Source organism: Lactobacillus sp. X-49 (assembly GCF_057063645.1).
This window is the reverse complement of sequence record NZ_JBXSQM010000005.1, coordinates 1-25,792: the sequence shown is the minus strand read 5'-3', so window position 1 is coordinate 25,792 and position 25,792 is coordinate 1. Positions and strand designations below refer to the sequence as shown.

Genomic DNA, 25,792 nt, shown 5'->3' with positions numbered 1-25,792 from the left:
GTTTATTCAACTGGATCACCAATAATTCTAACTTCAGTTTGCAAATCTATCCCATCTTTTTCTTTAATTTTCTGCTGAATTAATTCAATTAAAGCAAGATAGTCGCTTGCGGTAGCACCTCCTTTATTGACAATAAATCCGGCATGCTTCATTGAATCTTGTGCTCCACCAATTTGTTTACCTTGAAGCCCAGCAGCAATGATCATTGGCCCAACAAAATGACCAGTAGGCCGCTTAAAGACGCTACCACACGAGGGATATTCTAGAGGCTGCTTATATTGTCGAAGTGCATTTAAATAGTTCATCTCTGCCAGAATTTTCCTTTTTTGTCCCTTTTTTAAAGCAAAAGTCGCCGACAAAACAATATCACCATTGTCTTGCACTAAAGAATGACGATAGGAAAACACCATTTTATCTTTTGTATATGTTTTTAATTCACCAGCTCGAGTCAATACTTGAACTTCTTTCACTACTGAGCCGATTTCTCCACCATAAGCACCAGCATTCATATAAATTGCTCCTCCGATACTACCAGGTATCCCTGACGCAAATTCAAGACCACTTAATCCCTTATTTGCAGCGTTAAACGCGGTATCAATAATCCGCGCTCCAGCCTGAGCAGTAACTTCATCGCCTAGTACTTTAATTTGGCTCATTTTGGTTAAAATTATTACTAATCCTTTTACTCCACCATCGCGAATAATTAAATTAGATGCATTACCAATTATAGTCAAAGATATATTTTGTTTACGAACTATATAAATTAACTGCTCAAGTTCTTTTTGGCTACGTGGAAAAGCCAAGTATTCCGCTAGCCCACCTGTTTTAGTAAATGTATATTTACTCAGTGGAACATTTTGTTCGATCTCAATTCCTTGTTGGATAAGTTCAACTAACTCCAATACTAAAATCCCTTCTATTGTACAAGTATTTCTTTATATTTTACCGCATTCAGGCTTTTGCTTCACTCTATGTTATACTAAAATTACGTTTTAAAGGAGAAAAAATGAATTTTATTGCAATGGACTTTGAAACTGCCAATCGTCACCCAGAAAGTGCGTGTTCACTTGCCTTAGTGATGGTTCGCAACAATCAAATTGTTGACCGTTTCTATACTTTAATCAACCCACAAATGCCATTTGATGCTCGTAATATTCAGATTCATGATATTACTGCACAAGAAGTAGCAACTGCTCCAACAATGGCTGAAGTATGGCCTTATATTAAAGACCTATATCAACCTGGTATGCTTGTATGTGCACACAATGCACGTTTTGATACCAATGTTATGCGCCAGAGTTTAGCGCGATATGATATTAGTGAACCACATTATTTTGTTATCGATACATTACGGACTAGTAAGCAATTTGAACCTAATTTGCCTAATCATAAATTAAATACAGTAGCAAAGGCATTAAATGTTGAATTGTGGCATCATCATAATGCATTAAGTGACAGTGAAGCATGCGCAGGTATTTTACTTGAACAGGAAAAGCAATTTGGCGATGAAGCAATCAAAAATTTAGTTGAACAAGTTTGATTTTATTAAAAAAGAGGCGGGTCATTAGTCCCACCTCTTTTAGTTTATTTGCTTCATAATTGCTTGAACCCACCGCTCATTCCTTTCACCTTGTGGCTGCAAACTAACTATCCGCTTAGTTGAATCCCAACTGTCATCAACTCGCAGAATTTGTATTTGCAAATATTGATCAGGCAATTCTTGTTTAACTACTTCTGGCCACTCAATGACAACTAAGCCAGGTTCGGCTAAATAGCTGTTTAAATCAATTGATGATAAATCATCATTTTCTAAGCGATAAAAATCCATGTGAAAAAGTGGTAAAGTAGCTTCTTGATATTCCCGCACGATGGTAAATGTCGGACTTTTAACTGGTCTCTTAATCCCTAACGCAGCACCAAGCCCTTGAGTTAGAGTGGTTTTTCCCGCGCCTAAATCGCCATTCAGTAATAATAAATCATGCGGTTGAGCAGTTTGAGCAATGGCTGCTCCAATTTTTTTCATTTCAGTAGAAGAATTGACTTTAAGTTCCATTAATTTTCTTCTCCCAACATTGCTTGTGCTGCTGTCAAAATTGCAACATTATAAATATCGTTACTGTTCGCACCACGGGACAGGTCATTAATTGGTTTGGCTAATCCTTGTAAAATAGGTCCGACTGCATTAAAACTACCTAAGCGTTGAGCAATCTTATATGCAATATTACCTGATTGTAATTCTGGAAACACAAAAACATTTGCTCTTCCTGCAAGTACTGAGGTCGGTGCTTTTTTGGCTGCGATTTCGGGGACAAAAGCGGCATCAAACTGTAACTCGCCATCAGCTGGAATTGCGGGATAAGTTTGTTTAAATAATTTGCAAGCTTGTGCAACTCGTTCAACCATTGGACCTTTGGCAGAACCTTTAGTCGAAAAACTTAAAAATGCAACTTGAGGATCAAGACCTACCATTTGTGCAGTTTGAACCGATTGGTAGGCAATTTCTGCTAGAGTAGCACTGTCTGGTTCAGGATTAATCGCACAATCCGCAAAAATATACTTTTCTTCACCCCGTTCCATAATAAAACTACCAGATACCCTCTTCATTCCAGCAGCGGGATGAATTAATTGCAGTGCGGGACGAACTGTCTCAGCCGTTGAATGAGCAACACCTGAAACCATTCCATCCGCATTGCCAATTTGAACCATCATTGTGCCAAAGTAATTGGGATTTTGTAAAAGCTTCTTTACCATCTCATTGTCCACTTGTTTACCTCGGGCATTGATAAATTCTTGCTGTAACTTTGCAAGTCGAGGATAGTGCATGAAATCAATAATTTGCGGCGAAGAATATATTATTTTTTCTTTTTCTAAAATCATATTAATTTGTTTTGGATCACCTAATAAAATCGGCTCAATGACTCTACCTTGTGCCAGCTGCGCAGCTGCACGTAAAATTCTTAGGTCTTCTCCTTCTGGAAAAACAATACGATATTTCTTACCTGTTATTGTTAATTTTTTTTCTAATAATTCAAAAACACTCATTTATCTTACCTATGCTAATTCTGATTGCATTACTTGAAGCGGCAATTGCCAATCAATTGGACTTTTACCAAATTCTTTTAAGGCTTCATTACATCGCGAAAAGGGACGTGACCCAAAGAATCCGCGATCAGCCGAAAATGGACTAGGATGAGCTGATTTAATCACAAAATTCTTCTCTTGGTCAATTAAAGCGATTTTATTTTGAGCAAACCGCCCCCACAAGATAAACACAACTTGCCCACGATCGCTTAGAGCCTTAATTGCTTTATCAGTTACTTTCTCCCAGCCCATTCCTTGATGGCCATTAGCATTGCCATATGGCACAGTTAAAACTGCATTTAGCATCAATACACCTTGATCTGCCCACTTTTTCAAATAACCATGTTGCACTGGTTGACAACCAACATCGTCATACAATTCTTGATAGATATTTTTTAGAGACGGTGGTAAATCGACCCCCGGCATTACACTAAAACTCATTCCGGTTGCTTGGCCTGGATTATGATACGGATCCTGTCCTAAAATAACTACTTTGGTTTTAGCAAAAGACGTTAATTTAAAAGCAGTAAAAATATGATACATATCAGGGAAAATCTGCTTAGTCGCATATTCTTTTTTCAAAAATGTACGCAGTTTTTGATAATCATTACTTGCAAACACAGGTGCCAAAACTTGATCCCAGTCATTGCCTATAAACTTTTTCATTATTTAAACAGCCTCTCTTTCACCGACTTTTATGGTATCATGAAATTACTTATATTGATAAAAATACTAAAACATTTAATCGCTTTTTAGCAATTTAGCTAAGACGATAGGCAAAATTTTGCAATAGCATTGTTAGCCTGCAGACTGAAGGGAGGAAGCAATTTTATCTTGATTAAATTAGTAGCTTGTGATCTTGATGGAACTTTATTTAATAGTAGCCTAGATATCTCATCTGAAAACATAAAAGCAATTCGTGATGCCCAAAAAAATGGTATTGAATTTATAATTGCAACGGGTCGGGCCCCTGAACAGTCTCGCCAAGAAATCAGAAAATACGGTATTCAAACTGGATTTATTAATATTAATGGTGCTTTAGTTTATGATGCACACGACCAGCTACGTGTTAAACATCCTCTATCACAAAAAAAGGCTTTGCAAATCGCAACGATTTTAGAACGTCACCAGCTTTATTATGAATTGGTTACTGCAGATAAAATTTATTCCGAAGATATCAGTCAGCGAATCGTTAATTTTGCTCGCTCAATGATTGCTTTAAACAAGAAACTTTCTTTCAAACAAGCAGTTGCGATTGCCGCAGGCAGTAACGTGATGTTGAGTATGACATTTGTACCTCACCTGCGAAACCTGTTATTACAGCAAGATCTTGAAGTTATGAAAATTATTTCATTTGATGGTCGGGGACCTAAGGCGTTTATTAATGCTAAAAAAGAAATTCAAGACTTAGGAGGATTGGCGATAACATCAAGTGGTTCTGCTAACATTGAAATTAACGATATCCAAGCTCAGAAAGGGCCAGCCTTACTCGACTATGGTAAAACCAAAAATATTCAAGCAGAAGAAATTGCAGCTATCGGAGATAATTTAAACGATGCCAGTATGATCAAAGCAGCAGGAACTGGTGTTGCAATGGCTAACGCAGTTTCTGAAATTAAAAAAATGGCACAAATAATTACTAAGACAAATGATGAAAATGGTGTGGCACATATTTTAAGAAAATTTATTAGCGACAACGCTAAAGAATAGAGGTGCTTTAATGCGCTATTTATTGGAATTAAATCAGAAACAGGAGTATGGCCAAATTCCCGTAGCTGATCAAAATGGCAAGATTTGCTACATTATTCAAGGCAATCTTGATAATCCAAATCATACGCTTTATTTAAAAAGAACTAATGGCAAAGAAATTGGTCGACTATACTCTGACGGAAATGGTCTCATTTCATCTTTTACAATTGATGTCGTTAATCACTCGCTAGTCAAAGTTAAAAGATTAAATAGTAGACTGACTAATCTTTTTTACATTACCAGATTAAACTATCTTGTTAGTGGTAGTATTAAAAATGGTAGTTACAAATTTTTAAGTGGCTTAAAAAAAATTGCGACTGTTAAAACAGATATGAATAAGTTGGGTGTAATCTTAACTTGTGATATTTTGCGACCTGAGGATGTTCCATTTATTCTATTATGTGCCACCTTATTTACGCAGTGGCACACTACACCACTGCGTCTACCTACTTTTCCGCCAATTGGGCAAAAGTATAATGTAAAATTCAACTAAAAAACCCCCGTAACAGTTATTCAACGTAACTATTACGAGGTTTTTAGTTAATTATTTTGCATCTTTAACAAAATTATCAACGCGAATATATTGTTTCTCTGGACCACCTACACGGTAGTAACCATTACAGTCATAAAATCTGTACCTTGATCCAAAAGTAAGAATCTGCTTACCAGCTGGCACTATACGCTTGCTTGTTTTCTTACTACTAGTTTCATAAACATAAGTATCATTCTTCACTGTCCGTAAGGTTCCAAAAACATTCCCTGCCATAATATACCTATTGGTGTCCGTTTGATAAGCCAAACTACCATCAGTTAGGCGAACAAGTGGTGAATAAACGTTAACCTTTGTAAAAGCTGGCAACATTTCCTTACCAATACGTTGGTGATTCAGGTCATAAATATATGCGTTATGCATCAAGGTCATTGAAACAAGATGGCTATCATTTGAACGATAAACATAGACAACTCTTTGAGGTACTGCACCAAAAATACCGGTAGCGTTAGCTGGCCTACTAATCATTGTATAACCAGGTATTTCTTTTGCATTCGTTATATATCCATTGTTAGCAGTTCCCTCAATAACGTCTCTAGGTACGATATCGTTACCCTGCTCATCTTGGTAATATACAACTACGTCTGGACCAACAAATGGCGCTTGATCAGACACAGCCATTTTTGATTCTTGATTATTCTGTAAAGAATCAGCGTTCACTATTTTAACATTGGTAGACATTAAGGCCATAGCAGCCAAAATTATACTACTAAAAATTGTTTTTTTACTAACCATTGTTTGTCTCCTTAACTTACTAAAACTTAATAATAATAATTTTATAAGGTGTTTAACTCTTACAATAAAACAATTATATCAAATATAAACATTATTTTTTAGAAGAAAATATTTTTATTTTAGGTTAGCAACAAATTTTAAAGCAGTTTTTCAAATGCTTCCTCATATTTTTGGATATCACCTGCACCCATGAAAACGATAACACTGTTTCTGTTCCGAGTTAAGTCAGCAATATTATCCAAATCAATCACTTCTGAATTTGGAATCTGTGCCACAATGTCTTCACTAGCAATGTCACCCCTAGCTTCTCTTGCTGAAGAATAAATTGGTGTTAGATATGCTTTATCTACCCCGCATAAAATTTCAATAAAATCATTGGCATATTTTTTGGTTCGTGAAAAAGTATGTGGCTGGAAAACGACGACTAACCTCTTATGAGGAAATTTCTGTCGGGTAGCCTGAATTGTTGCCCGCATTTCTGTTGGGTGGTGAGCGTAGTCATCAATAATTTTTGTCTCACCAAAATCTTTTTCGGAAAAGCGTCTTTTAGCCCCTCGATATGTCAATAAACCCTTTTGAATATCAGCCAACGGAACATTTTCTTTATAGGCAACCGCAACTACTGCTGTTGTATTTAAAATATTATGATCGCCAAAGAGGTGGATCGTAAATTCGCCAATTAGTTTGCCATGAGTCTGCACCTTAAATGTCGAACCTGTGGTTGTTTTTTGAATATCAATTGCCTGAAAATCATCATTAGCGCTAAAGCCATATGTATATTTAGGAATTCGCGTTTGTAACTGCTTTAGCCGTTCATCTGCTCCCCACACAAATAAGCCCTTTTGGGTTTGATCAGCTGCTGTTTGAAATGCTGAGGCATAATCCGCTTGATCCTTAAAATAATCAGGATGATCAAAATCAATGTTAGTCATAATTTGGTAATCGGGATGATATGCTAAGAAGTGCCTGCGATATTCATCAGCTTCATAAACAAAGAAACGCGAGTTTTGAACTCCTTTGCCTTCACCATCACCAATAAGATAGGAAGTAGGAGCTGCTTCACCTAATACATGAGCAAGCAAGCCGGTTGTCGAAGTCTTACCGTGAGTCCCAGAAACGCCAATACTAGTGTGCATTTTAACAACTTCTTCAACTGTATCGGGGTAACTTTGCCAAGAAATCTTTTTATCTTGACATGCCTTAACTTCAATATTATCTTCTTTAAAAGCATTTCCCTTAACAACAATTTGACCGTTTGGCTTAATATTTTTTGCATCAAATTTAGCTACTTTGATCCCGGCTTTTTTCAGTGGTACCTGAGTAAAGGTGTATTTTTCAATATCACTACCAGCAACATTGTATCCCAAATCATTAAGTAGCAGTGCCAATGAGGCCATGCCAGTTCCCTTAATTCCGATAAACCAAATCTGTTTATTTTTATCTAACATATTTTAAGCTCCAAAATTTAATTCACATTGCTTATCATTTTACCATTATTTTTTTAAAAGAGCAGAAGCGTTAGTGAAACACTACCCATAAAAAAAGAACTTTTATTAAAAAGTTCTTTTTACTGCTACATGCTAATTTTGCCACTCGCAAGTAACTCATCACATTTTTCTGGATTAAAAGCAGCTCCGATCACAAAATCATCCGGAACCACTAAAATACCACGCTTTTGAGGCGCATGTTCAAGGCCTAACTCACGTGCCGAACAAATCATTCCATAAGAATCAACGTGACGCAATGCACCTGGCCAAATTATTTGACCATTAGGCATTAAAGTACCAGGTAACGCCACAACAACTTTTTGCCCTTGAGCTATATTAGGAGCACCACAGACAATTTGATACTCCTTACCATTTCCCACTTCAACCGTGGTAACATGCAGATGATCGGAATCTGGGTGCTTCTCACAGCTCTTAACATAGCCATAAACGAGCGTTGGTTGACCATAAGCAATTTTTTCATCAAAACCCACTTCAGTCAATTTTTTGTTTAAAGCAGCAAGTTCAGCATCCGAAAGTTTAACTTGACCATCTGGTAACTTATCATATGCGATTAATTGATCAACATTAAAAAAGTTATAGCCAGTAACAGTACCATCCTCATTGCTAATACGCGTTACGCCATCTTTTTCTTCATAATTACTTTTGCCATGGTCTTGACCTAAGATCACAATCAAAGTATTAGGATAGCTGCGTTTGTTAATACTAGTAATCATCTATTATAATCCTCTTTCAATTAGTCAAGTGATCGCAAAAAGTTTTCTACTTCTTCCTTAGTTTTGCGATCCTTATTAACTAGTCTATCAATTTCTTTGCCATCTTGGTAGACAACAAATGAAGGAATTCCCATAATATTCAATTCTTTCGCTAAATCAATCGAACCATCCCGGTCAATTTGATAAAACTTAATATTGGAGAAATCTTGTTCAATTTCAGGTAAAAATGGGTCTAAAAAACGGCAATCTGGGCACCAATCCGCCGAAAATTCCAGGACAACACGACCTGACTTAGTAATTTCAGTTAATTTAGCTTGATCTAACTTTTTAATTTGTTCCAATGTAAAAACCTCACAATCATTACTGTTAATTTATTATTTTACTCCAAAATCAGCATGAAGGGCATAAATCGGATTACCTTTGGCCGCAAATTTATGTTCATACTCGGTTTCAATATTATCATTAGCAATCTCACTTGAGTCGTTATGCAAATCTACTGAAACATAATCAAAGTGCATTCCATAATTATTCATGCTCTGCAACGAATAAGAAAAGAGTCCGGAATTATCGGTTTTAAATTCAATTTGCCCTTCTGGAACCAATATTGTTTGATATTTTGTCAAAAAATTCTTATAAGTTAAACGCCGCTTTTCATGACGAGTCTTCGGCCATGGATCACTAAAATTCAAATATAGCACCCCTGCACTATGCTTTTCAAAAAAATGATCAATATTAGCAGCGTCTGCGCATAAAATCTGTAAATTATCTAATTGCTTTTCTAATTTTGTGCGCAAAATAATTCCGGCAGCCGTAATTTGTAATTCCACAGCCACAAAATTTATTTCAGGATGTTGCTCAGCCAGTGTAGTAATAAACTTTCCTTTGCCAGACCCGATTTCGACGGCTAGAGGCTTGGAAGGATCGGGAAAGCGGTTTGTCCAATTGATTTTTTGATCAGGGTCTGGACGATCTAAAACACTTTCTGGATGTTCATTCACTAAGTTAACTGCCCACGGTTTATTACGTAATCTCATCGATTAAATCTTCCTTTGCTTAATTTTTATTGGTAAATATAATCGGCCAACTAATAAACTAAAGATTAAAAGTAGCCCACTTGCTTCAAATAATTGCAGATTGATCGGTAAAATCAACAACCAAAATAAACTAATAATTAACCACTGCATAATTAATGCTAGTGCTAAAACCATTACCAAATCTTGGCCTCTTTTGGCTGACTCAATTGGATAAATCCGATACATAATATTATCATCAAATTCGCTTGCCATGGGTAATAATTGATAAACGGTCAAAAAAACCACTAAACATGATAATCCAAGTGCCCAAAGCCAGTTTTGTACTAACCATGAAATTAGAACAGCAAAGGCTGTCATTCTAACAAGTAAGTTTAAATTTTCCGGATTTCGTATAAGCGAACGTCGGTAAAGAAAACCGTTTGGATTTTCTTTTGCTAATGATTTAGGCAACAAAAAATCCAAGTATTTCCGTCGCTTAATTTTGGGCACTTTTTCCTTAACGTCAGTAAACATGCTAAAGACATTATAAATTTGACTTTTACGATTTTGCTCTTGCTCAACTGCATATCGCCAATCAAATAGGGTAACGTTTTGCGGCTTCAATAGCAAAAAAAGCAAAATTATGATTAATAAAATCGCAACAACATAAATAGTTTGTGGCCAAATCAACGCAAAAGTAAAGATAGCCAAAAACAGTAAATTAACAGTGGTAAGTGAAACTTTACGTGTAAAAAATAGATTGTATTCCATTACTTTTAGCTGCAAAATCTTTGCTGCTAAAACTGCTAAAACTGCAACCACATAAGTTAATGAAGGAACTAATGCCTTAATCGTTGCAAACGGAAATAAAATTCCTGCAAGAAATAATAAGCAGATTACCGGAACTAATAAACTATACTTAAGCATTGGCGCTAAATAAATAAGCATATTCTCATCTTCTGGTAATAAAAATTGTAAATCGGCTGGTTGAATCAATGTTACTAGTTTGCCTATAAATATGGGTAAGGACAATAATGCACCAACTATTGGTCGATAAAACCATAAATTTTCAGGCATAACTTTCATACTTTGAGCATACCAAAACATCAATGCACCAAATAAAAAAATCAACGCTAAAACAAAAAAATCGTTAAACACAAGAACCAAATACTTAAGTGATTGCTGGAAATTAATCTTTAATCTCTTTTTCGCTAACTTACGCATGTTGCTGCTCCTGATTTAGAATACGATAAATTTTATCGAATGAATCGGCAGCTTTTAAGCCGTAATGTTCACGCAACTGTTGTAAACTTCCAACTACCTCAATTGTCCCATTATTTAAGACAGCATAATTCGAGATTGCTTGTTCGGCATCAGCTAAAATATGAGTAGACATCAAAATCATTTTTCCATTATCAACAGCTTGTTTAATTAAAGCAATCAAATTGGCAACGGCTAAAGGATCAAGACCAGTAAAGGGTTCATCAATTACCAGTAATTGCGTATCGGCAAGAAAAGCCGTCACAATCATAACCTTTTGCTTCATTCCTTTAGAAAAATGAATGGGAAGCCAGTCCAGTTTGTCATCTAAGCGAAATTGCTGTAAAAGTTCTTTCGCCCTCTTTTTCGCTTTTTTCTTATCCAAATTATAACTTAGAATTGTCAATTCTAAATGTTCTTGTAACGTTAGCTCTGGATATAGAACTGGCATTTCAGGAATATATGACACCTGTTTCTTAAAGGCAGATGGATTGCTACTTAGCTCAATCCCATTTACTGATATTTTCCCCTTTTGCGGACGTAACAGTCCCAAAATATGTTTAATCGTTGTTGATTTACCAGCACCGTTAAGCCCAATCAGTCCCAAAGCTTCACCGGGTTTAATTTCTAAGTTAATATCTTTAATAACTGGGACACCAGCATAGCCCCCCGTCAAATGATCTATTTTTAGAACCATAATTCCTGTCTTTCTTTTAATGAATTTACTCTTCTTATATGATAGCATGATACTAAAAGAAACTAAATTTTGAAATTAAGAGGTTTTAACATGAACGAACTAAAACAAGATTGTTTATTTTGTAAAATTATTCGCGGTGAAGTTCCCAGCTATACCATTTTTGAAAATGAGGATGTCAAAGCTTTTTTGGACTTGTCGCAAGTTAACCCTGGACATACTCTGATGATACCCAAAAAACATCTCGTTAACTTTTTCGATTATTCATCCCTAGATATTCAAAAATACTTACAGTATATCCCAGAAATTGCTAATGCAATTAAAAAATTCGACCCTAAAATATCCGGAATGAATATTAGTACGAACAATGGCAGCAGTGCTGGACAAGTTGTAATGCACTCACATATTCATTTCATTCCACGCTTTGAAGGCGATGGGCTCAAAATTGCCACTCGCAATAATGAAGAACAATATAGTGAGGCAGATTATCAAAAAATTGCTACACAAATAAAAGCACAGTTTTAGGGAGGAATTATGAAACGATTTAACTTTAATGTGGGATTAGCTACGGGAGCTGCTTGTGGAATAATTCTTTCGTTGTTTAAATTTAAAAATGGCAGGCGGCTCGGACAATCTATACAAGATCAAGGGCAAGCAACAAAAAAAGATGCGACAAATCTTGCACAGGCAATTTCTAACTTAAAAAACGCTCGTCAAGAATTAAATGACACATTACCTGCAAGTAAAAGGGCAATCTCAGCACTGCAAAATGACTTTGAATATTATCAAATGAGTATTAGTCGCTTAATTGATGAACTACAAAAACAGGCTGAACAATTGGTTATTGATAATAAAACTAATTCTAAAAAAGATTAAAGAAAGAATGATTTTTCCATAAAAATCAACAAATTAAAAACGTTTTTACTCAGTTTATGTTATATTAGTTCTCGGTGACTTAATTAAATAAGGATGTGGAGATTTATTTTATGAACAAATATATTAAAAGATTAGCTGCAGTAGTTGCTGTAGCTGGAATTGCATTATCAACTGCTGCTTGTTCTAATGGGGGCAAGACTGTTGCCTCATACAAGGGCGGTAAAATCACCCAACAAGATTATTACGAAGAATTGAAAAAATCACAAGCAGGTAAAACTACCCTGGCAAATATGATCATCAATCGCGCATTGGAACAACAATATGGTAGTAAAGTTTCTAGTAGTCAAGTTGATAAGCAATTTAATAACTATAAAAAGCAATATGGTTCTCAATTCGACGCTGTATTGCAACAAAACGGAATGACTGCTTCCAGTTTCAAGCAGAGTTTAAAGACTAACTTATTGACCGAAGCAGCTTTGAAAGATGTTAAAAAAATTTCCAAGAGTCAAGAAGATAAAGTTTGGAAAACATATGAACCTAAGGTAACTGTTCAACATATTTTAGTTTCGAAAAAATCAAAAGCTGAACAAGTTATTAGCGAGTTGAAAGATGGCAAGAGTTTTAAGAGTTTAGTGAAGAAATATTCACTTGATACCGCTACAAAACCAAATGATGGAAAATTACCAGCATTTGATTCAACAGATTCAACTTTAGATCCCGCATTCAAGGCAGCTGCATTTAAGTTAAAGACTGGTCAAACAACTAAGACCCCCGTTAAATCACAATCTGGATATCACATAATTAGAATGATTGATCATCCAGATAAGGGTTCATTTGCTTCACACAAGAAAGATATTGATGATCAAATTTATCGTTCAATGTCACAGAATCAAGAAGTAATGCGGAGTGTTATTTCAACTGTTTTGAAGAAATCCGATCCCCAAATTAAGGATAAAGACTTACAAGATGCCCTTTCATCATACATCAGTACTCCTGAAAATAAGAAATAATCATCATAAGCTTTAATCAGTAATTTATAAAAAATCTATAAATTTTAAAAAAGGGCTAATTCCAGATTATAATGGAATTAGCTCTTTTTGGTATCTTCTAAAAAAGTCATAATTGAAGAACAACAAAAGTTAAGCACTTTTCTTTATCTAATTATTGCCTACTTTTACCGGCTTAAAATATTTAGTCATTTGAAAATGCTCTTAATACTTAGTTGTATTCTAACTATTTGAGCATTCATAAAGAGCCTGCAGTGATAATATAAACTTCCGCCCTAAACAATATTTTATTCTAATTTATGAGATTTTGTTAATGCTTCATCTATTTGAGGTCGATAAAATTTACGTCCACCTTGACTCATTATACTATCAGTAAAACTACCTGGACGAGTGTGTTGCAGAGCATTTGTTATTGCATAAATCGCTGCGTCTAAGTCATCAATTCTGTGTAATAATTCTGCTTCAAGTAAGGCTGGCAACTTCGGCGAGCCATACTCGTATTTGCCATGATGTGCCAAAACCATGTGCCGTAACAGTAATAAGTCTTCGGACTCTGAATCAATTCCTAGTTCATGCGCTGCAATCATAATTTGCTCATCAATCAGTACCAAATGGCCAATTAAATTTCCTTCTGTTGTATATTGTGTAGCGGCGGGGCCAGTGAGCTCTAGTACCTTTCCCATATCATGTAGAATACAGCCTGCATATAGCAGCGAGCGGTTCACTTGCGGATAGTTATCAGCAAGTGCCTTGGCATCGCGTAACATTGATAAAGTATGATATGCTAGGCCTCCACGAACAGCATGATGATTACTTTTACCTGCTGGATAGTCAAAAAAGCGCTGATTCCATTTTTTTAACAAAAAGCGCACTATTCGGTTCCATACCGGATTCAAAATTTCGAAAACGTATTGATTAATTTCTTCTTTCATTGTTGAAATCTTTTCAGGAGCAGACTTAATAAATTGTTTAAGATCATACCCTTCTTCAGGTCCTACAACACGTAGACTATAAATTTTAATCTGAGGCTGACTTTGATATTCTTCTCGTTTACCATCAAGTTCAACAATCGTTCCAGCGCTGTACATTGTCGCATCTTGATTATTGGCATCCCAGTAGTTACCATGAATTTCCCCTGAGGAATCTCCAAAAGTTAAAGCCAAATATAATTTACCCTTTTTAGTATGCCGTAATTGTGCATTTTTAATTAAAACAACTAACTCTAATTCTTCACCATCATTATAATCTAGCAAACGTCTATACATTTTGGGTTCCTTTCGTTAGCAGTATTGGGTGCTGCAATTTACCAACTATTTTATCTTGAGCCGTAAAAATCAATATTTGATTGCTCATAGCAATTTGTTTTAGTAGATCCTTTATTAACTCTGTTCTTTGATCATCAAAATTTACAAATGAATCATCAATTAAAATTGGTAAATTAATTTGATCCCCTATCTGCTGAACAAAAGCCAGTTTGAGAGCAAAGTAAAGCTGTTCAGAAGTCCCACGTGATAAATATTGGACTTTTATCTTCTTTCCGTCATAGCGACTAACAGTTAATTTCTTACCAACTTCAATATTATTATACCGATTATTTGTTAGTAGTCGCAAATAGTCTTTGGCGACTACCAGCATCTTCGGGAAACGCTCATTAGATGCCAAATCCAGTGCACGTCCCACCCATTCACAAGCAAGAACATTTGCCAAGTATTTAGCTGATAAATTTCTAAAATCTGTTTGCAAATCAGCTAATTCCTGTTTAGCAGCAAAGACAGCAGTTGAATTAGCTAAATTGGCCATTTTTACCTTGATTTCTGCAATTGCACTTTGCGTGGTCTGAATTTTTTCTTGGCATTTCTTTATCTCATAAAGTAATTGGTTATTTTGATCTGTTACAGTTTGTGACTCCAATAAAAATGACTTTAATTGGGGCAAGTCTTTTGCTAAATTTTTCTGTAAGATACTAATCTGAGTCTGTAATTCAGTCTGCTTCTGCTTTTGAGCCTGTAAATCCGCATATTCAGCCATACTATGTACCTGAAATTCTGCCATAGCAGTTTGCAGGCTCAAGTTTGCTTTCTTTAAGGCTGTAGAATTTTCTGCAAGATTATTCTTCAAGTTAGTGGCTGCTTCTTGCTGATAACGACTTTGTCTGTATTTATTATCTAGTTCATCCATTGCTCTAACCACAATGGTGAAATCAGGTTGAACTCGTTGATGCAGAACCGCACTTATTTCAATAGCTAGTTGCTTTAACTGATCTGTCAATTGTTGTTCTTTTTGGAGATTAACTTTATTTTGGTGCTCAAGTGTTTGAAGTTGTCGCCAATCATTAATTAATCTAGTAATATCAAGTTGATCTGGTTTTAAACCATATTTAGCTGTAAAAGCAGTGCGCTGCTTTTCTGCCAAAAGTTTTCTTTTCTGTGCATGTTTTTGTATCTGTGTTTGTTTTTGCTGATTTTTTATTCCTAACAAAAAAAAGACGATTCCACTTATTACCAGTAAACAACCACCAATTTTAGAAATACTCAAAATTAGAACTATACCAATAAGTACTAGAACAACTCCTAACACTGGCAGGCTTTGTCCTTGCTTATCTTCTTGAACTAATACATCGGTATTAAGAGACAATAATTTTTGATATTCTTCTTGAAGTTGAGCAACTGCTGTCTGATCCAATTTAGCGATTTGAGACAATTCAGGATCTAATGCTAATAATTGCTGACGTTCATTAGCAAGCTGCTGGTTTTTTTGACCACAATTATGATCTTCAGCCTGCCACTGCAGCAAAGCAGGTTTTTTTTGCAATAATTTGCTAGCATCAGCCATATTTTCTTGATTATGATTGAGTTGCGCTAAGCGTTCTTGTAAATTTCGCTGATGATCTTCTAAACTCTGCAGCTTTAAGGAAAGTGTTTGTGCTTCTTGATATTTTTCTTCATCAAACTCGACAGGTTTTAGCTGTTTTTCTAACGAAGTCAGTTCTTGATAGCTAGGAATCAAATTTTGCAAATGTTGTAATTTATTCTGTTTTTTTTGAAGCTGCAAAAGTTCATTCTCATACTCTTTTTGTTGCTGTTGTAAGTTTTTAAAGTCTGAATTCAATTCTTGATAAGTCGTAAACTCGCTTTCAGCATCATCAACCTTACTTTTTTGAGATTGTAATCGTTTGATTAACTGATTAAGAGGTGGTTTAGAGCCTCCTTTTTTAAATAATTCACTAGCCTTCTTGGCAAAAAAATCGCGTAAATCAATTAACTTGTCACTATCAGCTGCACCAAGATAATAAATTCGCTCCAGCAAATCTGTCTGCTGAATAGAACTTACTTTAGCTAACATATCTTGATTAAAAATAAAACTATCTGCAAAAAAAGAACCATCAATATTTTTGATTTGGTCAAAAAATGTACTTTCTGGTACTGCCTGATCATTGAGCTTAACAGTTAATGTTCCTGCTTTAGAGCCCTTACCACTCGCAAATAAGCGCTCTAGTTCATAAATATCACCCTGTGCATTTTCAAAAAACAAAGATCCCCCCATAGGACTAACACGAGCTAACGGTTGATAATCTTCGAAAAAGTCGCTCTTATGTTTAGCCAAATGAAAGCCAAACATTATTTGCTTTATAAAGGCAACAATTGTACTTTTCCCTGCCTCATTGGATCCAAAAAAAACATTAATATCAGAATTGGGTAGATCGATTGTCATATCTGAAAATTGGCCAAAATTAACGATTGCGATTTTAACTAATTTCATTGTTAATTACCTTTCAACTTGCTGTTTAACTCTACTTCAGCCAATTGCCTTACTTCATTTAAGAATTGCGAATTTTGGGCAAGTTCTGTTGCAAAAGAATCTTTTTGTGCCCAATCTTTACATAGACGCAGAATTTGATCTTCAGTAAATACTTCTTCCTGCGCTTTCTTAAAATATGCTTGATCATTTTCTGCAATCTTTAGTCGACTGCTTACCGCGAAACGGACATCGACAAGTTGTGAATCGAAATCGAGTTTGTGCGATATCATTTGCCAAAATTCACTATCTTCAACTAACTCACGCTCTTGATCATTTAAAAATTCTGCTCCTGTAATTTTAAGACTATAATACGTAGTTTCTTTAGGAGTGAGGTTCAGCAAAATTTTACTCTGTAAATCTGTTTGTGAAATAGGTTCAGTTATTTTAATTGCAGCTTGTTGCCATGTGATTGGTCCAGTTTGAATAAAACGAATTTGCGTTTGAAATGTCTGTTCATTGATTTCACCTAAATAACAACCCTTAGCTCCCATTTCGTTGATATGTCTTCCTTGAATATTACCCGAATATACAATCAGAGGAGCTTGAGAAAGTACTTGTCGTAAATGAATATGCCCCAAAGCCATATAATTGTAATTAAGCTCCTTTAACTCGCTTAAATTAAATGGCGCATAAACATTTTGTCCTCCGCTACCTGATTTTTCCTGCGCATGCATCATACCAAAGGTGTAATTGGAACTTTTTACAGGAAAATCGGTAACCAAATCATTTGTAATATGATTATTTAAATAAGAAAAGCCCGTTACATCATAGTCAAACCCCCCCTTAGTACGCCTGGTAATAGTTTCAATTTGTTCCCTGTCACCAAGTAATTTAAAGTAGGGACTATCAGAAACCAGCAAGTCTTTTTTTTCCATATGGTCATGATTACCAAAAATCATAACTACTTGAATTCTTGCCTCAATTAAACGCTCAATTTCATGCGCAAAAAACAGCTGACTGCTAGGATTAGGACGTGGACTGTCAAAGGTATCACCCGCTATTAAAACCAGATCAACTTGTTCTTTCACTGCCAAATCAACAATTTTAGTAAGTGAATCGTTGGGAGCTCGATGAATTTTGGTAAAGCTATTAGATGGTAAAAAAGATAGTCCTAAAAATGGACTATCTAAATGTGCATCCGCAAAATGGATAAATTTCATTGCTATCTCTAATTTCTAAGACCATCATACAAATCACTAATTGGCTTAGTAATTGCTTTTTGGATGTCATCAATCAACTTATACAGAACCTGTTCTGTTTGCAAAAGTTTAATAATTTGAGGATCTTTTTGAACGTCTTCATTCAATTTTTGATAATTGTCCTGCAATTCTTTAGATAGATCTTTTCCTTGACTCTGCAGATTGATAATTTTTGTTTGCATTTTATCCATTTCTTGGAACAATTTTAAGCTCTTTTCATTGCTCTTGACTTCTGCAATCGCTTTTTCTAGAGCCTTATATTCATCAATTTGTCGTAAATCAGCTGCTACTTGATTAGCTGAATCATAAATATTTACCATTTAATATCCTCCTAATTTACCGGCCTAAAAGACCCTTGACGTCATTATACCATTCATTAAGTCGTTCACTAGCAGAACCTAACCCTTTTTCAATTTTATTACTCCAATCATTTGTCCAATCAAACCCAGTACCATTATTCTTAATAATTTGACTTGGTGCCTGTTCATTAAACTGATTTTGAGCCGTGTAAGGAAGAATCCCCTCCATCTCAGCTTTATATAGCCTAGTAATTTCTGTTTCGGACACGCCATGCATATAATGAGTCCGATTGGTACGGTCAAACCCTACCCATGTAGCAACAACTACGTCAGGAGTATAGCCAACTATCCATTGGTCTTTGGTTCCAAAACCATATGAATTAGGTACTTCAGTTGAACCTGTTTTACCGGCAACTCGGTAGCCTGCTGGTTGGGCCGAAGCACCAGTTCCACTAGCAAATACTCCTAAGAGCATTGTTGTCATTTCTTTAGCTGTATTCTCCGAAATTATTCGATGCCTTCCTGTATCATGATTTTCTGCAATTACTTTGCCACTAGCATCTGTGATTTTGGTAATGAAATATGAACTATCAGGTAGATTACCCTTATTGGCAAAAGCAGAATATGCCCGTGCCATCTGCAAAGGCGAAACTCCTGTAGATAGACCTCCTAATGCCAATGCTAAATTTTGATCTTCCTTAGCAACTTTTAAACCAAAATTATTTGCAGATTGAACCCCCTTAGAGACTCCAATCCTATCTAGCAACCAAACAGCTGGTATATTTTTACTCTGCGCTAATGCCACATACATTGGAATCCTATCAGAATAGCCATTATCTACATTGTGCGGCTCATAACCATTTCGACCAAAACGCTGTAACTTATTTGACAGTTGTGAATCATAATGATATCCCTGCTGCAAAGCTGGTGCATAACTGACCAATGGCTTAATTGATGAACCGGGCTGACGTTTCATCTGGGTTGCACGGTTATAACCGCGAAAGACATGATCATCCCGACCGCCAATCACAGCTCTAACTGCTCCTGTTGATGGATCCATTACAACACTAGCTCCCTGAGTCTTAGTTCCATCAGGCGCATTTTGAGGAAACAGCCAATCTTGAGCAAATTTTTGCTGAAGTTGATTCTGATAGTTTTGATTTAAAGTAGTGTAAATTTTCAAGCCCTTATTCATTACGTCTTCTTCTTTTAAGCCATAACGACTAATTGCTTCATCAATCACTGCATCAAAGAAATACGGGTAGCGATAGCCATCTTTATTGTGGTACGTATCTTTTAAAGTTAAGCCCTGCTTTTGCTCAATTTTAGCTTGCTGAATTGTTAGCTTATGATTTTGTGTCATTAAATCTAACACTAGATTTCGACGGGCAAGTGCATACGACATATGATCGATTGGATTATATCTACTAGGATTACGTAATATCCCCGCTAACGTGGCTGCCTCACCAGGAGTTAACGCACTAGCATTTTTACCAAAATACTTTTGACTGGCATCTTGAACTCCCCAGACACCATTGCCAAAATATGCCTTATTTAGATACATTGTTAAGATGTCTTTTTTAGAATAAACATGTGTAATTTCCACTGCAAAAAAAAGTTCCTCAATCTTACGGGAAAATGTCTGTTTTTGTGTTAACAATGCATTTTTTGCAAGCTGCTGAGTGATTGTTGATCCACCACCAGCAATTTGACCACGATGAAGCACTAAACTAAGAGCTGCTCGCCCCATTCCTTTAATGCTAAAGCCTGAATTATTCCAAAATGTTCTGTCCTCAGTGGAAATAACAGCATTCCTAACATTAGGTGAAATTTTATTATATTCAACAAAAGTACCTTTTTGTGAGTATAGCGAACCCGCCTTTTGACCTTTATAATCATAAATTGCAGTCGTTGTTGACAAAGACGCCTTTAAATTAGATATATTTGAAGTTTTAACTTTAACTGTATAATAAGTACAAACCACAAGTATTATGCTAAGCAAAATCAAAATAAGCCAGCGGCCAATACAAAAACGGTGATCAAATCGGTGCCATATGGAACCAGCTCCGCTTCTTCTTGGTTCATTGTTTTCCATTGCATCTGCTCCTTTAGCAAACAATTAGAATTGTATCATATTAGGAATTCATTATTCATATTTTCAAAAAGGTTTAATAAATATTTATGAGCTATTATTTTACACTTACCTATCCACAAAATCTTGCACCATGCTCTATTGGTGACTTACTACGTAAACTACTAATACCACGTAAATGGCGTCATTATTTACGTATCGAACAAAACATTCTAATTAATAAGCGCTACCGCCCATTTAATCAGCTTATTTATCCCGGTGAGATAATCGAGATTACATTGAACCATGTTGATTCTGCTCAAGGTAATTATGCAGCAAGCGGTATTTTGCCCGATATCATTTACGAAGACAAGGATTTACTGGTTATTAATAAGCCGGCTGGACAAAAAACACATCCCAACTTATCTGAAACTGACACAGCACTAAATGATTGCGCAACATATTTGAGGCATACTCCTTTTATTGTACACCGTTTAGATATGCTGACTAGTGGGCTATTATTGATTGCTAAAAATGCTGCGGTTGTTCCAATCTTAAATCGGCAACTAACTACTAAAACTTTTCACCGTGAGTACCTTGCCGTTGTAAGCAATAGTGCTAATTTAAAAGATGTTGGAACTATTGATCTTCCTATCGGACGCGACCCGCATGACCAAAGAAAGCGAATGGTGTGCTCTGACGGTCTTCAATCTATAACCCATTATCAAGTTATAAGCCGTACACAAACAACTGCACTAATTAAACTCAGTCTGGCAACTGGTCGTACCCATCAGATTCGCGTTCACTTAGCCGCCCTAAATTCTCCAATCATTGGCGATCCACTTTATAATTGCAAATTTAGTGAAGGTGAATTTTTACATTTAACTGCTTATCAAATGTCTTTTTATAAGCCATTTTCTTTTGAACAAGTATCAATTAAACTACCTGAAGAAAAAATCAGACTATTAAACTAAATCACAATTAAAACAGGAACTTACATTTTCCAATGATTAAGTAGCTGATTTTTTGCATTAAAGTTCTTCAACCCGATTTTGCTCCATGTTTTGCAAATTTGTAGGTTCATACGAATCCGGCTCATCATTAGCTAAAATTTCAGCATAATGACTGACTTTGCGGTTAATTGTCCTCAAATGTTCCTTAAGCTCCGTAATTTCACGTAAAGTTTTTCGTTGCTGTTTCAGCATAATCTGGTAGCGCTCTGGTACAGTTTGCTTACCCTGCTGGACTAAAGTTAAATAATGCTGAATTTCTTTCAACGGCATTCCCGTCTCACGTAAACATACAATAATCTGCAACCATTCCAGATCAATATCATTGAATATTCGATTATTATTGGCATCTCGCTTAACATAAGGTAGCATTCCATTATCATCATAATAGCGTACTGCATATGGCGTTAATCCCACCTTGTGCGCAGCTTCATGTACCGAATAGGACATTTTTATTACTCCCTTTTCAAAAAAATTATTGCCTTCGAGTTACTGTAAAGTTCTAAAATAATTTTAAACTAAAGAAGAAAGGAGTTCAAAACATGTTACCAGATTGTTGTCGGTGATAAAAATTTGGTTCATGCCAAAACCAGCACAAAAATTTTGCAAGAAGCAGGTTTTAAAGCAGAACCAATTGAAATGGACTTATCATCACGTCAATCAATCATTAAAACAATTGAGTTTGCTCAAACTTTCGGTGAAATTGGTGCTTTGATTAACGGTGCCGGTTTATCACCTAGTCAAGCTAAGACAGAAGACATTCTACAAGTTGACCTTTACGGTACAGCAGTCTTATTAGAAGAAGTCGGCAAAGTAATTGCGGATGGTGGCGTAGGTGTAACAATTTCTAGTCAATCTGGTCACCGACTTCCAGCTTTAACACCTGAAGAAGACAAACAACTAGCGCTTACACCCACCGAAGAGTTATTAAAATTACCACTGCTGCAACCAGAAAACATTCCAGACACTTTGCATGCTTATCAGCTTGCTAAACGTTGCAATGAAAAACGAGTAATGGCTGAGGCAATTAACTGGTCTAAGCGTGGAGCTCGTCTTAATGCAATTGCTCCAGGCATTATTGTTACACCTTTGGCACTAGATGAATTTAATGGTATTCGGGGAGACTTCTATAAAAAAATGTTTGCTCAGTCACCAGCAGGTCGACCGGGAACTGCCGATGAAATAGCTAATATAGCTCAATTATTGATGAGTGCTCAGGGGGCATTTATTACCGGATCAACCTTTTTAATAGATGGTGGCGCAACTGCTAATTATTTCTATGGTCAAAATTAAGTCTTTAGAAGCAATGTTATATACGACATTGCTTTTTTGTAATTCGAGATTAATTTAGCTAAATTAGGAAAAGGTTAAATTTATTGAAAATGTATTAGCCAATTAGCAGAAATTATTTAATTTTAAATGAAGTTAGAGTAAAATATAAATCTAAATTACCAATCAACTATCTACTATATGAAAAAGAAGGTATAGCTATGGAGATTAATAAAATTAATGACTTAGCACAAAAAATGATGTCCCAATTCGATTTACCTAGTCTTGGAATTGGTATTTATCATAAAAATGAGCATTTTAGTCATGTATATGGTGCTGCTCAGCAGGACAGTTTATATCCATTAGCTTCCATTTCAAAATCATTTTTAGCGACTGCTATTTGTCAGTTAGCGGATCAAGGAGTGCTTAATTTAGATGATCCACTTAAAAAATATTGGCCAAGGTTTAAATTAGTTGATCAATATGCACAAGATCATCTAACTTTCAGAGATGCACTCAGTCATCAAAGCGGCCTACCAGCACATGATTTGATGCGCTTCACTAATATGAATAAACATGATTTGTCCCTAAAAGAAAAGGTAGAACATGTAGGCTATTTAGAGCCTAATCATGAATTACGTTACAAAATGCAGTACAGCAACCTTATTTATGCTGTTGCAACTTACGTAATGGAGCAAGTAATTGGACAAGATTATGGTACATATGAACGTGAACATTTACTTAAACCCCTACACTTGAATAACACTTTTATCAACCATCATGAAACTACCCAAAACCGAATTGTTAAACCTTATATACACGATAATAATGTAACACAGGAAGTACCCTTTATTGCACCCGGCAAGGTAGGTGGGGCTAGTAGCATGCTGGCTACAATTTCCGATTTGCTAACATGGGCAGAATTTCAGTTAAAGACCCAAAAATCAACTAAAGAAGAGGTAACTGCCCAGCGCTATCTTCCGCAATCAATTATGCAACCTAGTCGAGCATATGGTGAGGCTAATTTTGCAGCCTATGGTCTAGGGATGATGATGGAAGATTATCGCGGGCATAAGTATTTTTATCATAGTGGCTCATATATCGGCTACTGTTCATTTTTAGGCTTTGTACCAGATTTGGATTTAGCATTTGTCTTCACTACCAATATGGATTCAACAGATGCAATTTTCGCTCTTGGTTACCAAGTAATTGATGAAACACTGGGAATAAAGACAACCGATTGGGCACAAAAGGTTAGTCAAATAATGTCAACAAAAATTGCGGCTAAAGAGCAACACATAGCACAACTTATGGGAACGAATCCCCAATTTGTCCACACTGATTCCGCCCTACTTGGTGATTATGAAAATCCAGGTTATGGTCTGATTAGCTTAGGTGATCATGATGGTCACCTAAAAGTTACTATCGGTAAGTGGAACTATCCCGTCATAATCAATGAACAAAATGAAATGTTTGTTGAAGAAAGGTTATACCAACATGAACTCTTACCTATTAGTTTAGAAAATAATCAGATTGCGTTACTAACAGAGCCTGCTCTCAAGCGGCCAACAATTTTTAAGAAGAAACCATAAAAATATTATTAAAAACAAGATTCAATAGTCAGACAACTTACGAATCTTGTTTTTTATTAATTCGCTTTAAACCTATCTAGGCGGCAGTAATAATTCAATCTTCTATCAATATTATCAAATAAAAGAACGTTGTTAATAAAACAAAAAGGATGCTCAAGCTTTATGCTTGAGCACCTTTTATAAAATCATTATTATTGTTGCCTAACAACAAACTTCTACCAGAATTTCCTTAAACTTTAATTTAAGAAAATTAGGCAAAACTTGCAGGTATAAGTGAAAAAATATCACTTAATTGTTAGTTAGTAAGTATCTTGACAAAATCTTAAGTTTATTTAATTCCTGTGGATAAAGTCCAAGTTAATGAAGTCGTATAAGTTCCTGCATCAACACTGGCATCTGATGGTAAAGTCAACTTGATATCACTTGGATCCCAAGCAAAAACGTCTGCTCCGCCACCATCAGGAGCAAGTGATGCGGTTGCAAACTGAACTGCAGTACTATTGGCAGCTAAATTAACCGAAAAATTTTTAGTTGTTGTAGCAGCAACGCTGTTGGGAGCACCAAATCCACTATCCACCATATCATGCGTTACGCTAAAAGGGGTTGTTACTGTGCCAACTGCAGTATTGTTAAAGGCTAATGTGGCTCCAGCAATAGTTTTAGCACTAGCACCACTGCCAGTAGTCAGCGGACCATCGGCTTTAACACTTAATTGCCAACTACCTCCAAATTTATCATTCTTACCAACAAGATTCGGACGATCCCTTTGCTTATCAACCACTGTTACCCAAGTCTTGCCCTTAACATTGTCTAAATCAGGCTCAATGGTAGAAAACTTCGGGGTCTTATTGTCTGCACCGGCATATCCAGGATATACATCATTGTTGGTACCATTTACGATACCATTTACGTTTGTACCAGCTGCTGTAAAGACAGGGCTGACAGAATTAAACGCAGTATGACTACCAAAGTCGAGTACTGCGGGCACGTATTGTAAACGTAAGTACCCGACGCCATCATCATCATGGTGTTTATGATCATCATTACCGCCGCCGCCAGGATTATTACCGCCGCCGCCAGGATTATTACCGCCGCCGCCAGGATTAGTACCGCTGCCTTTTGCAAAGGTAATCCCCACTGTACTATGATTGGTATCTGGTAAGGCTTTACCACCGTTCGCAGATGCATTACCTTCTTCGGATTGAGCCTGGGTAACTGCTGGAGTAACGGCAGCTACAGTTGATAAAACTGTGGCACTTGTCATTACCATACTGGCTATTTTAGTTAATTTCATCTTGAAGTTCCTCCTTCAATACATGTTTTTCATACACAACTAATCATCTTGCAATGATTATTCCAACGATTGTT

26 protein-coding genes and 1 pseudogene are annotated in these 25,792 nt (G+C 36.0%); 9 read left to right on the top strand and 18 right to left on the bottom strand.

The features are described 5' to 3' along the window. Positions 1-2 precede the first annotated feature (2 nt). Positions 3-902 carry a UDP-N-acetylmuramate dehydrogenase gene (gene murB / locus ACYIAQ_RS03640; protein ID WP_483562574.1) on the bottom strand — a complete coding sequence of 300 codons (900 nt, stop codon included), beginning with the start codon at positions 900-902 and terminating at the stop codon, positions 3-5. Between the two features lie 104 nt (positions 903-1,006). Here murB and ACYIAQ_RS03635 point away from each other — a divergent pair, with 104 nt between their 5' ends. Further along, positions 1,007-1,540, top strand: a complete 534-nt coding sequence (locus tag ACYIAQ_RS03635; RefSeq protein ID WP_122018535.1) for a 3'-5' exonuclease — start codon at positions 1,007-1,009, stop codon at positions 1,538-1,540. Between the two features lie 39 nt (positions 1,541-1,579). On the opposite strand, the gene tsaE is transcribed toward ACYIAQ_RS03635, so the two are convergent. From tsaE to ACYIAQ_RS03620, 3 genes are read right to left on the bottom strand one after another with little or no spacing between them, the layout of a single operon-like run. After that, entirely contained in the window at positions 1,580-2,053 is a 474-nt protein-coding gene (gene tsaE, locus ACYIAQ_RS03630) for a tRNA (adenosine(37)-N6)-threonylcarbamoyltransferase complex ATPase subunit type 1 TsaE (RefSeq protein ID WP_483562575.1), read from the bottom strand. Continuing rightward, positions 2,053-3,042, bottom strand: coding sequence for a phosphate acetyltransferase (pta, locus tag ACYIAQ_RS03625; RefSeq protein ID WP_483562576.1), 990 nt, complete (start codon positions 3,040-3,042; stop codon positions 2,053-2,055). Before pta ends, tsaE begins: the two co-directional genes overlap by 1 nt. 9 nt (positions 3,043-3,051) lie before the next feature. Then, positions 3,052-3,747 carry a uracil-DNA glycosylase gene (locus tag ACYIAQ_RS03620; RefSeq protein ID WP_483562577.1) on the bottom strand — a complete coding sequence of 232 codons (696 nt, stop codon included), beginning with the start codon at positions 3,745-3,747 and terminating at the stop codon, positions 3,052-3,054. 168 nt (positions 3,748-3,915) lie between these two features. Here ACYIAQ_RS03620 and ACYIAQ_RS03615 point away from each other — a divergent pair, with 168 nt between their 5' ends. Both ACYIAQ_RS03615 and ACYIAQ_RS03610 read left to right on the top strand, forming a co-directional pair. After that, positions 3,916-4,791: a Cof-type HAD-IIB family hydrolase gene (locus ACYIAQ_RS03615; protein ID WP_483562578.1), complete on the top strand. Its 876-nt coding sequence runs from the start codon at positions 3,916-3,918 to the stop codon at positions 4,789-4,791. Between the two features lie 10 nt (positions 4,792-4,801). Then, complete coding sequence (locus tag ACYIAQ_RS03610; RefSeq protein WP_483562579.1) at positions 4,802-5,323, top strand: LURP-one-related/scramblase family protein; 522 nt, start codon at positions 4,802-4,804, stop codon at positions 5,321-5,323. A 51-nt stretch (positions 5,324-5,374) separates the two neighbouring features. Here the strand turns inward: ACYIAQ_RS03610 and ACYIAQ_RS03605 are convergent, their stop codons facing one another. The 7 genes from ACYIAQ_RS03605 to ACYIAQ_RS03575 all read right to left on the bottom strand — a co-directional run bounded on the left by ACYIAQ_RS03605 (position 5,375) and on the right by ACYIAQ_RS03575 (position 11,306). After that, positions 5,375-6,115 carry an SLAP domain-containing protein gene (locus ACYIAQ_RS03605; protein WP_483562580.1) on the bottom strand — a complete coding sequence of 247 codons (741 nt, stop codon included), beginning with the start codon at positions 6,113-6,115 and terminating at the stop codon, positions 5,375-5,377. Between the two features lie 137 nt (positions 6,116-6,252). Further along, positions 6,253-7,563: a UDP-N-acetylmuramate--L-alanine ligase gene (gene murC, locus ACYIAQ_RS03600; RefSeq protein WP_122023166.1), complete on the bottom strand. Its 1,311-nt coding sequence runs from the start codon at positions 7,561-7,563 to the stop codon at positions 6,253-6,255. 125 nt (positions 7,564-7,688) lie between these two features. Further along, complete coding sequence (ytpR, locus tag ACYIAQ_RS03595; RefSeq protein WP_122018543.1) at positions 7,689-8,336, bottom strand: YtpR family tRNA-binding protein; 648 nt, start codon at positions 8,334-8,336, stop codon at positions 7,689-7,691. 20 nt (positions 8,337-8,356) lie between these two features. After that, a complete protein-coding gene (locus ACYIAQ_RS03590) occupies positions 8,357-8,677 on the bottom strand; it encodes a thioredoxin family protein (RefSeq protein WP_483562581.1) in 321 nt (106 codons plus the stop codon). A gap of 33 nt (positions 8,678-8,710) precedes the next feature. Continuing rightward, positions 8,711-9,370, bottom strand: a complete 660-nt coding sequence (trmB, locus tag ACYIAQ_RS03585; RefSeq protein ID WP_483562582.1) for a tRNA (guanosine(46)-N7)-methyltransferase TrmB — start codon at positions 9,368-9,370, stop codon at positions 8,711-8,713. A 3-nt stretch (positions 9,371-9,373) separates the two neighbouring features. After that, a complete protein-coding gene (locus tag ACYIAQ_RS03580) occupies positions 9,374-10,573 on the bottom strand; it encodes an ABC transporter permease (RefSeq protein ID WP_483562583.1) in 1,200 nt (399 codons plus the stop codon). Further along, positions 10,566-11,306, bottom strand: coding sequence for an ABC transporter ATP-binding protein (locus tag ACYIAQ_RS03575; RefSeq protein ID WP_483562584.1), 741 nt, complete (start codon positions 11,304-11,306; stop codon positions 10,566-10,568). The genes ACYIAQ_RS03580 and ACYIAQ_RS03575 overlap by 8 nt, the downstream gene beginning before the upstream one ends. 90 nt (positions 11,307-11,396) lie before the next feature. Here ACYIAQ_RS03575 and ACYIAQ_RS03570 point away from each other — a divergent pair, with 90 nt between their 5' ends. The 3 genes from ACYIAQ_RS03570 (at position 11,397) to ACYIAQ_RS03560 (ending at position 13,189) form a co-directional block, all read left to right on the top strand. Next, positions 11,397-11,828, top strand: a complete 432-nt coding sequence (locus ACYIAQ_RS03570; protein ID WP_122018548.1) for an HIT family protein — start codon at positions 11,397-11,399, stop codon at positions 11,826-11,828. Between the two features lie 9 nt (positions 11,829-11,837). Continuing rightward, on the top strand, positions 11,838-12,179 hold the full coding sequence (locus tag ACYIAQ_RS03565) for a hypothetical protein (RefSeq protein ID WP_122018549.1): 342 nt from the start codon (positions 11,838-11,840) through the stop codon (positions 12,177-12,179). 110 nt (positions 12,180-12,289) lie between these two features. Beyond that, positions 12,290-13,189, top strand: coding sequence for a peptidylprolyl isomerase PrsA (locus tag ACYIAQ_RS03560; protein WP_122023171.1), 900 nt, complete (start codon positions 12,290-12,292; stop codon positions 13,187-13,189). A 284-nt stretch (positions 13,190-13,473) separates the two neighbouring features. Here ACYIAQ_RS03560 and ACYIAQ_RS03555 read toward each other — a convergent pair whose 3' ends face one another. From ACYIAQ_RS03555 to ACYIAQ_RS03535, 5 genes are read right to left on the bottom strand one after another with little or no spacing between them, the layout of a single operon-like run. Continuing rightward, the gene (locus ACYIAQ_RS03555; RefSeq protein WP_483562585.1) at positions 13,474-14,451 is read right to left on the bottom strand and encodes a 3'-5' exoribonuclease YhaM family protein; all 978 of its coding nucleotides are present in this window, start codon (positions 14,449-14,451) and stop codon (positions 13,474-13,476) included. Beyond that, entirely contained in the window at positions 14,444-16,945 is a 2,502-nt protein-coding gene (locus tag ACYIAQ_RS03550) for an ATP-binding protein (protein WP_483562586.1), read from the bottom strand. Before ACYIAQ_RS03550 ends, ACYIAQ_RS03555 begins: the two co-directional genes overlap by 8 nt. A 2-nt stretch (positions 16,946-16,947) precedes the next feature. Continuing rightward, positions 16,948-18,144, bottom strand: coding sequence for a metallophosphoesterase family protein (locus ACYIAQ_RS03545; protein ID WP_483562587.1), 1,197 nt, complete (start codon positions 18,142-18,144; stop codon positions 16,948-16,950). 8 nt (positions 18,145-18,152) lie between these two features. Continuing rightward, a complete protein-coding gene (locus ACYIAQ_RS03540) occupies positions 18,153-18,503 on the bottom strand; it encodes a YlbF family regulator (RefSeq protein WP_122018554.1) in 351 nt (116 codons plus the stop codon). Between the two features lie 16 nt (positions 18,504-18,519). Further along, positions 18,520-20,577 (bottom strand): PBP1A family penicillin-binding protein, encoded by a 2,058-nt coding sequence (locus ACYIAQ_RS03535; protein ID WP_483562588.1) that lies wholly within the window; start codon positions 20,575-20,577, stop codon positions 18,520-18,522. A gap of 86 nt (positions 20,578-20,663) precedes the next feature. Between ACYIAQ_RS03535 and ACYIAQ_RS03530 the strand changes: the two genes are divergently transcribed. Continuing rightward, positions 20,664-21,527 (top strand): RluA family pseudouridine synthase, encoded by an 864-nt coding sequence (locus ACYIAQ_RS03530; protein WP_483562589.1) that lies wholly within the window; start codon positions 20,664-20,666, stop codon positions 21,525-21,527. A gap of 57 nt (positions 21,528-21,584) precedes the next feature. On the opposite strand, the gene ACYIAQ_RS03525 is transcribed toward ACYIAQ_RS03530, so the two are convergent. Continuing rightward, positions 21,585-22,013, bottom strand: coding sequence for a MerR family transcriptional regulator (locus ACYIAQ_RS03525; protein WP_483562590.1), 429 nt, complete (start codon positions 22,011-22,013; stop codon positions 21,585-21,587). Between the two features lie 99 nt (positions 22,014-22,112). Between ACYIAQ_RS03525 and ACYIAQ_RS03520 the strand changes: the two are divergent. Continuing rightward, positions 22,113-22,856 (top strand): annotated as a pseudogene (locus tag ACYIAQ_RS03520) (SDR family oxidoreductase); the annotation flags it as partial. Between the two features lie 197 nt (positions 22,857-23,053). Then, positions 23,054-24,424: a serine hydrolase domain-containing protein gene (locus ACYIAQ_RS03515; protein ID WP_483562591.1), complete on the top strand. Its 1,371-nt coding sequence runs from the start codon at positions 23,054-23,056 to the stop codon at positions 24,422-24,424. Positions 24,425-24,752: 328 nt separating this feature from the next. On the opposite strand, the gene ACYIAQ_RS03510 is transcribed toward ACYIAQ_RS03515, so the two are convergent. Beyond that, the gene (locus tag ACYIAQ_RS03510) at positions 24,753-25,718 is read right to left on the bottom strand and encodes a WxL domain-containing protein (RefSeq protein WP_483562592.1); all 966 of its coding nucleotides are present in this window, start codon (positions 25,716-25,718) and stop codon (positions 24,753-24,755) included. Positions 25,719-25,792 lie beyond the last annotated feature (74 nt).

Coding starts and splice junctions, on each gene's coding strand:
- ACYIAQ_RS03565 (WP_122018549.1), top strand. CDS start 11,838: ATGAAACGATTTAACTTTAATGTGGGATTAGCTACGGGAGCTGCTTGT.
- tsaE (WP_483562575.1), bottom strand. CDS start 2,053: ATGGAACTTAAAGTCAATTCTTCTACTGAAATGAAAAAAATTGGAGCA.
- ACYIAQ_RS03530 (WP_483562589.1), top strand. CDS start 20,664: ATGAGCTATTATTTTACACTTACCTATCCACAAAATCTTGCACCATGC.
- ACYIAQ_RS03560 (WP_122023171.1), top strand. CDS start 12,290: ATGAACAAATATATTAAAAGATTAGCTGCAGTAGTTGCTGTAGCTGGA.
- ACYIAQ_RS03545 (WP_483562587.1), bottom strand. CDS start 18,144: ATGAAATTTATCCATTTTGCGGATGCACATTTAGATAGTCCATTTTTA.
- ACYIAQ_RS03550 (WP_483562586.1), bottom strand. CDS start 16,945: ATGAAATTAGTTAAAATCGCAATCGTTAATTTTGGCCAATTTTCAGAT.
- ACYIAQ_RS03575 (WP_483562584.1), bottom strand. CDS start 11,306: ATGGTTCTAAAAATAGATCATTTGACGGGGGGCTATGCTGGTGTCCCA.
- ACYIAQ_RS03580 (WP_483562583.1), bottom strand. CDS start 10,573: ATGCGTAAGTTAGCGAAAAAGAGATTAAAGATTAATTTCCAGCAATCA.
- ACYIAQ_RS03635 (WP_122018535.1), top strand. CDS start 1,007: ATGAATTTTATTGCAATGGACTTTGAAACTGCCAATCGTCACCCAGAA.
- murC (WP_122023166.1), bottom strand. CDS start 7,563: ATGTTAGATAAAAATAAACAGATTTGGTTTATCGGAATTAAGGGAACT.
- pta (WP_483562576.1), bottom strand. CDS start 3,042: ATGAGTGTTTTTGAATTATTAGAAAAAAAATTAACAATAACAGGTAAG.
- ACYIAQ_RS03570 (WP_122018548.1), top strand. CDS start 11,397: ATGAACGAACTAAAACAAGATTGTTTATTTTGTAAAATTATTCGCGGT.
- ACYIAQ_RS03555 (WP_483562585.1), bottom strand. CDS start 14,451: ATGTATAGACGTTTGCTAGATTATAATGATGGTGAAGAATTAGAGTTA.
- ACYIAQ_RS03535 (WP_483562588.1), bottom strand. CDS start 20,577: ATGGAAAACAATGAACCAAGAAGAAGCGGAGCTGGTTCCATATGGCAC.
- ACYIAQ_RS03510 (WP_483562592.1), bottom strand. CDS start 25,718: ATGAAATTAACTAAAATAGCCAGTATGGTAATGACAAGTGCCACAGTT.
- trmB (WP_483562582.1), bottom strand. CDS start 9,370: ATGAGATTACGTAATAAACCGTGGGCAGTTAACTTAGTGAATGAACAT.
- ACYIAQ_RS03610 (WP_483562579.1), top strand. CDS start 4,802: ATGCGCTATTTATTGGAATTAAATCAGAAACAGGAGTATGGCCAAATT.
- ACYIAQ_RS03605 (WP_483562580.1), bottom strand. CDS start 6,115: ATGGTTAGTAAAAAAACAATTTTTAGTAGTATAATTTTGGCTGCTATG.
- ACYIAQ_RS03620 (WP_483562577.1), bottom strand. CDS start 3,747: ATGAAAAAGTTTATAGGCAATGACTGGGATCAAGTTTTGGCACCTGTG.
- ACYIAQ_RS03515 (WP_483562591.1), top strand. CDS start 23,054: ATGGAGATTAATAAAATTAATGACTTAGCACAAAAAATGATGTCCCAA.
- ACYIAQ_RS03540 (WP_122018554.1), bottom strand. CDS start 18,503: ATGGTAAATATTTATGATTCAGCTAATCAAGTAGCAGCTGATTTACGA.
- ACYIAQ_RS03525 (WP_483562590.1), bottom strand. CDS start 22,013: ATGTCCTATTCGGTACATGAAGCTGCGCACAAGGTGGGATTAACGCCA.
- ytpR (WP_122018543.1), bottom strand. CDS start 8,336: ATGATTACTAGTATTAACAAACGCAGCTATCCTAATACTTTGATTGTG.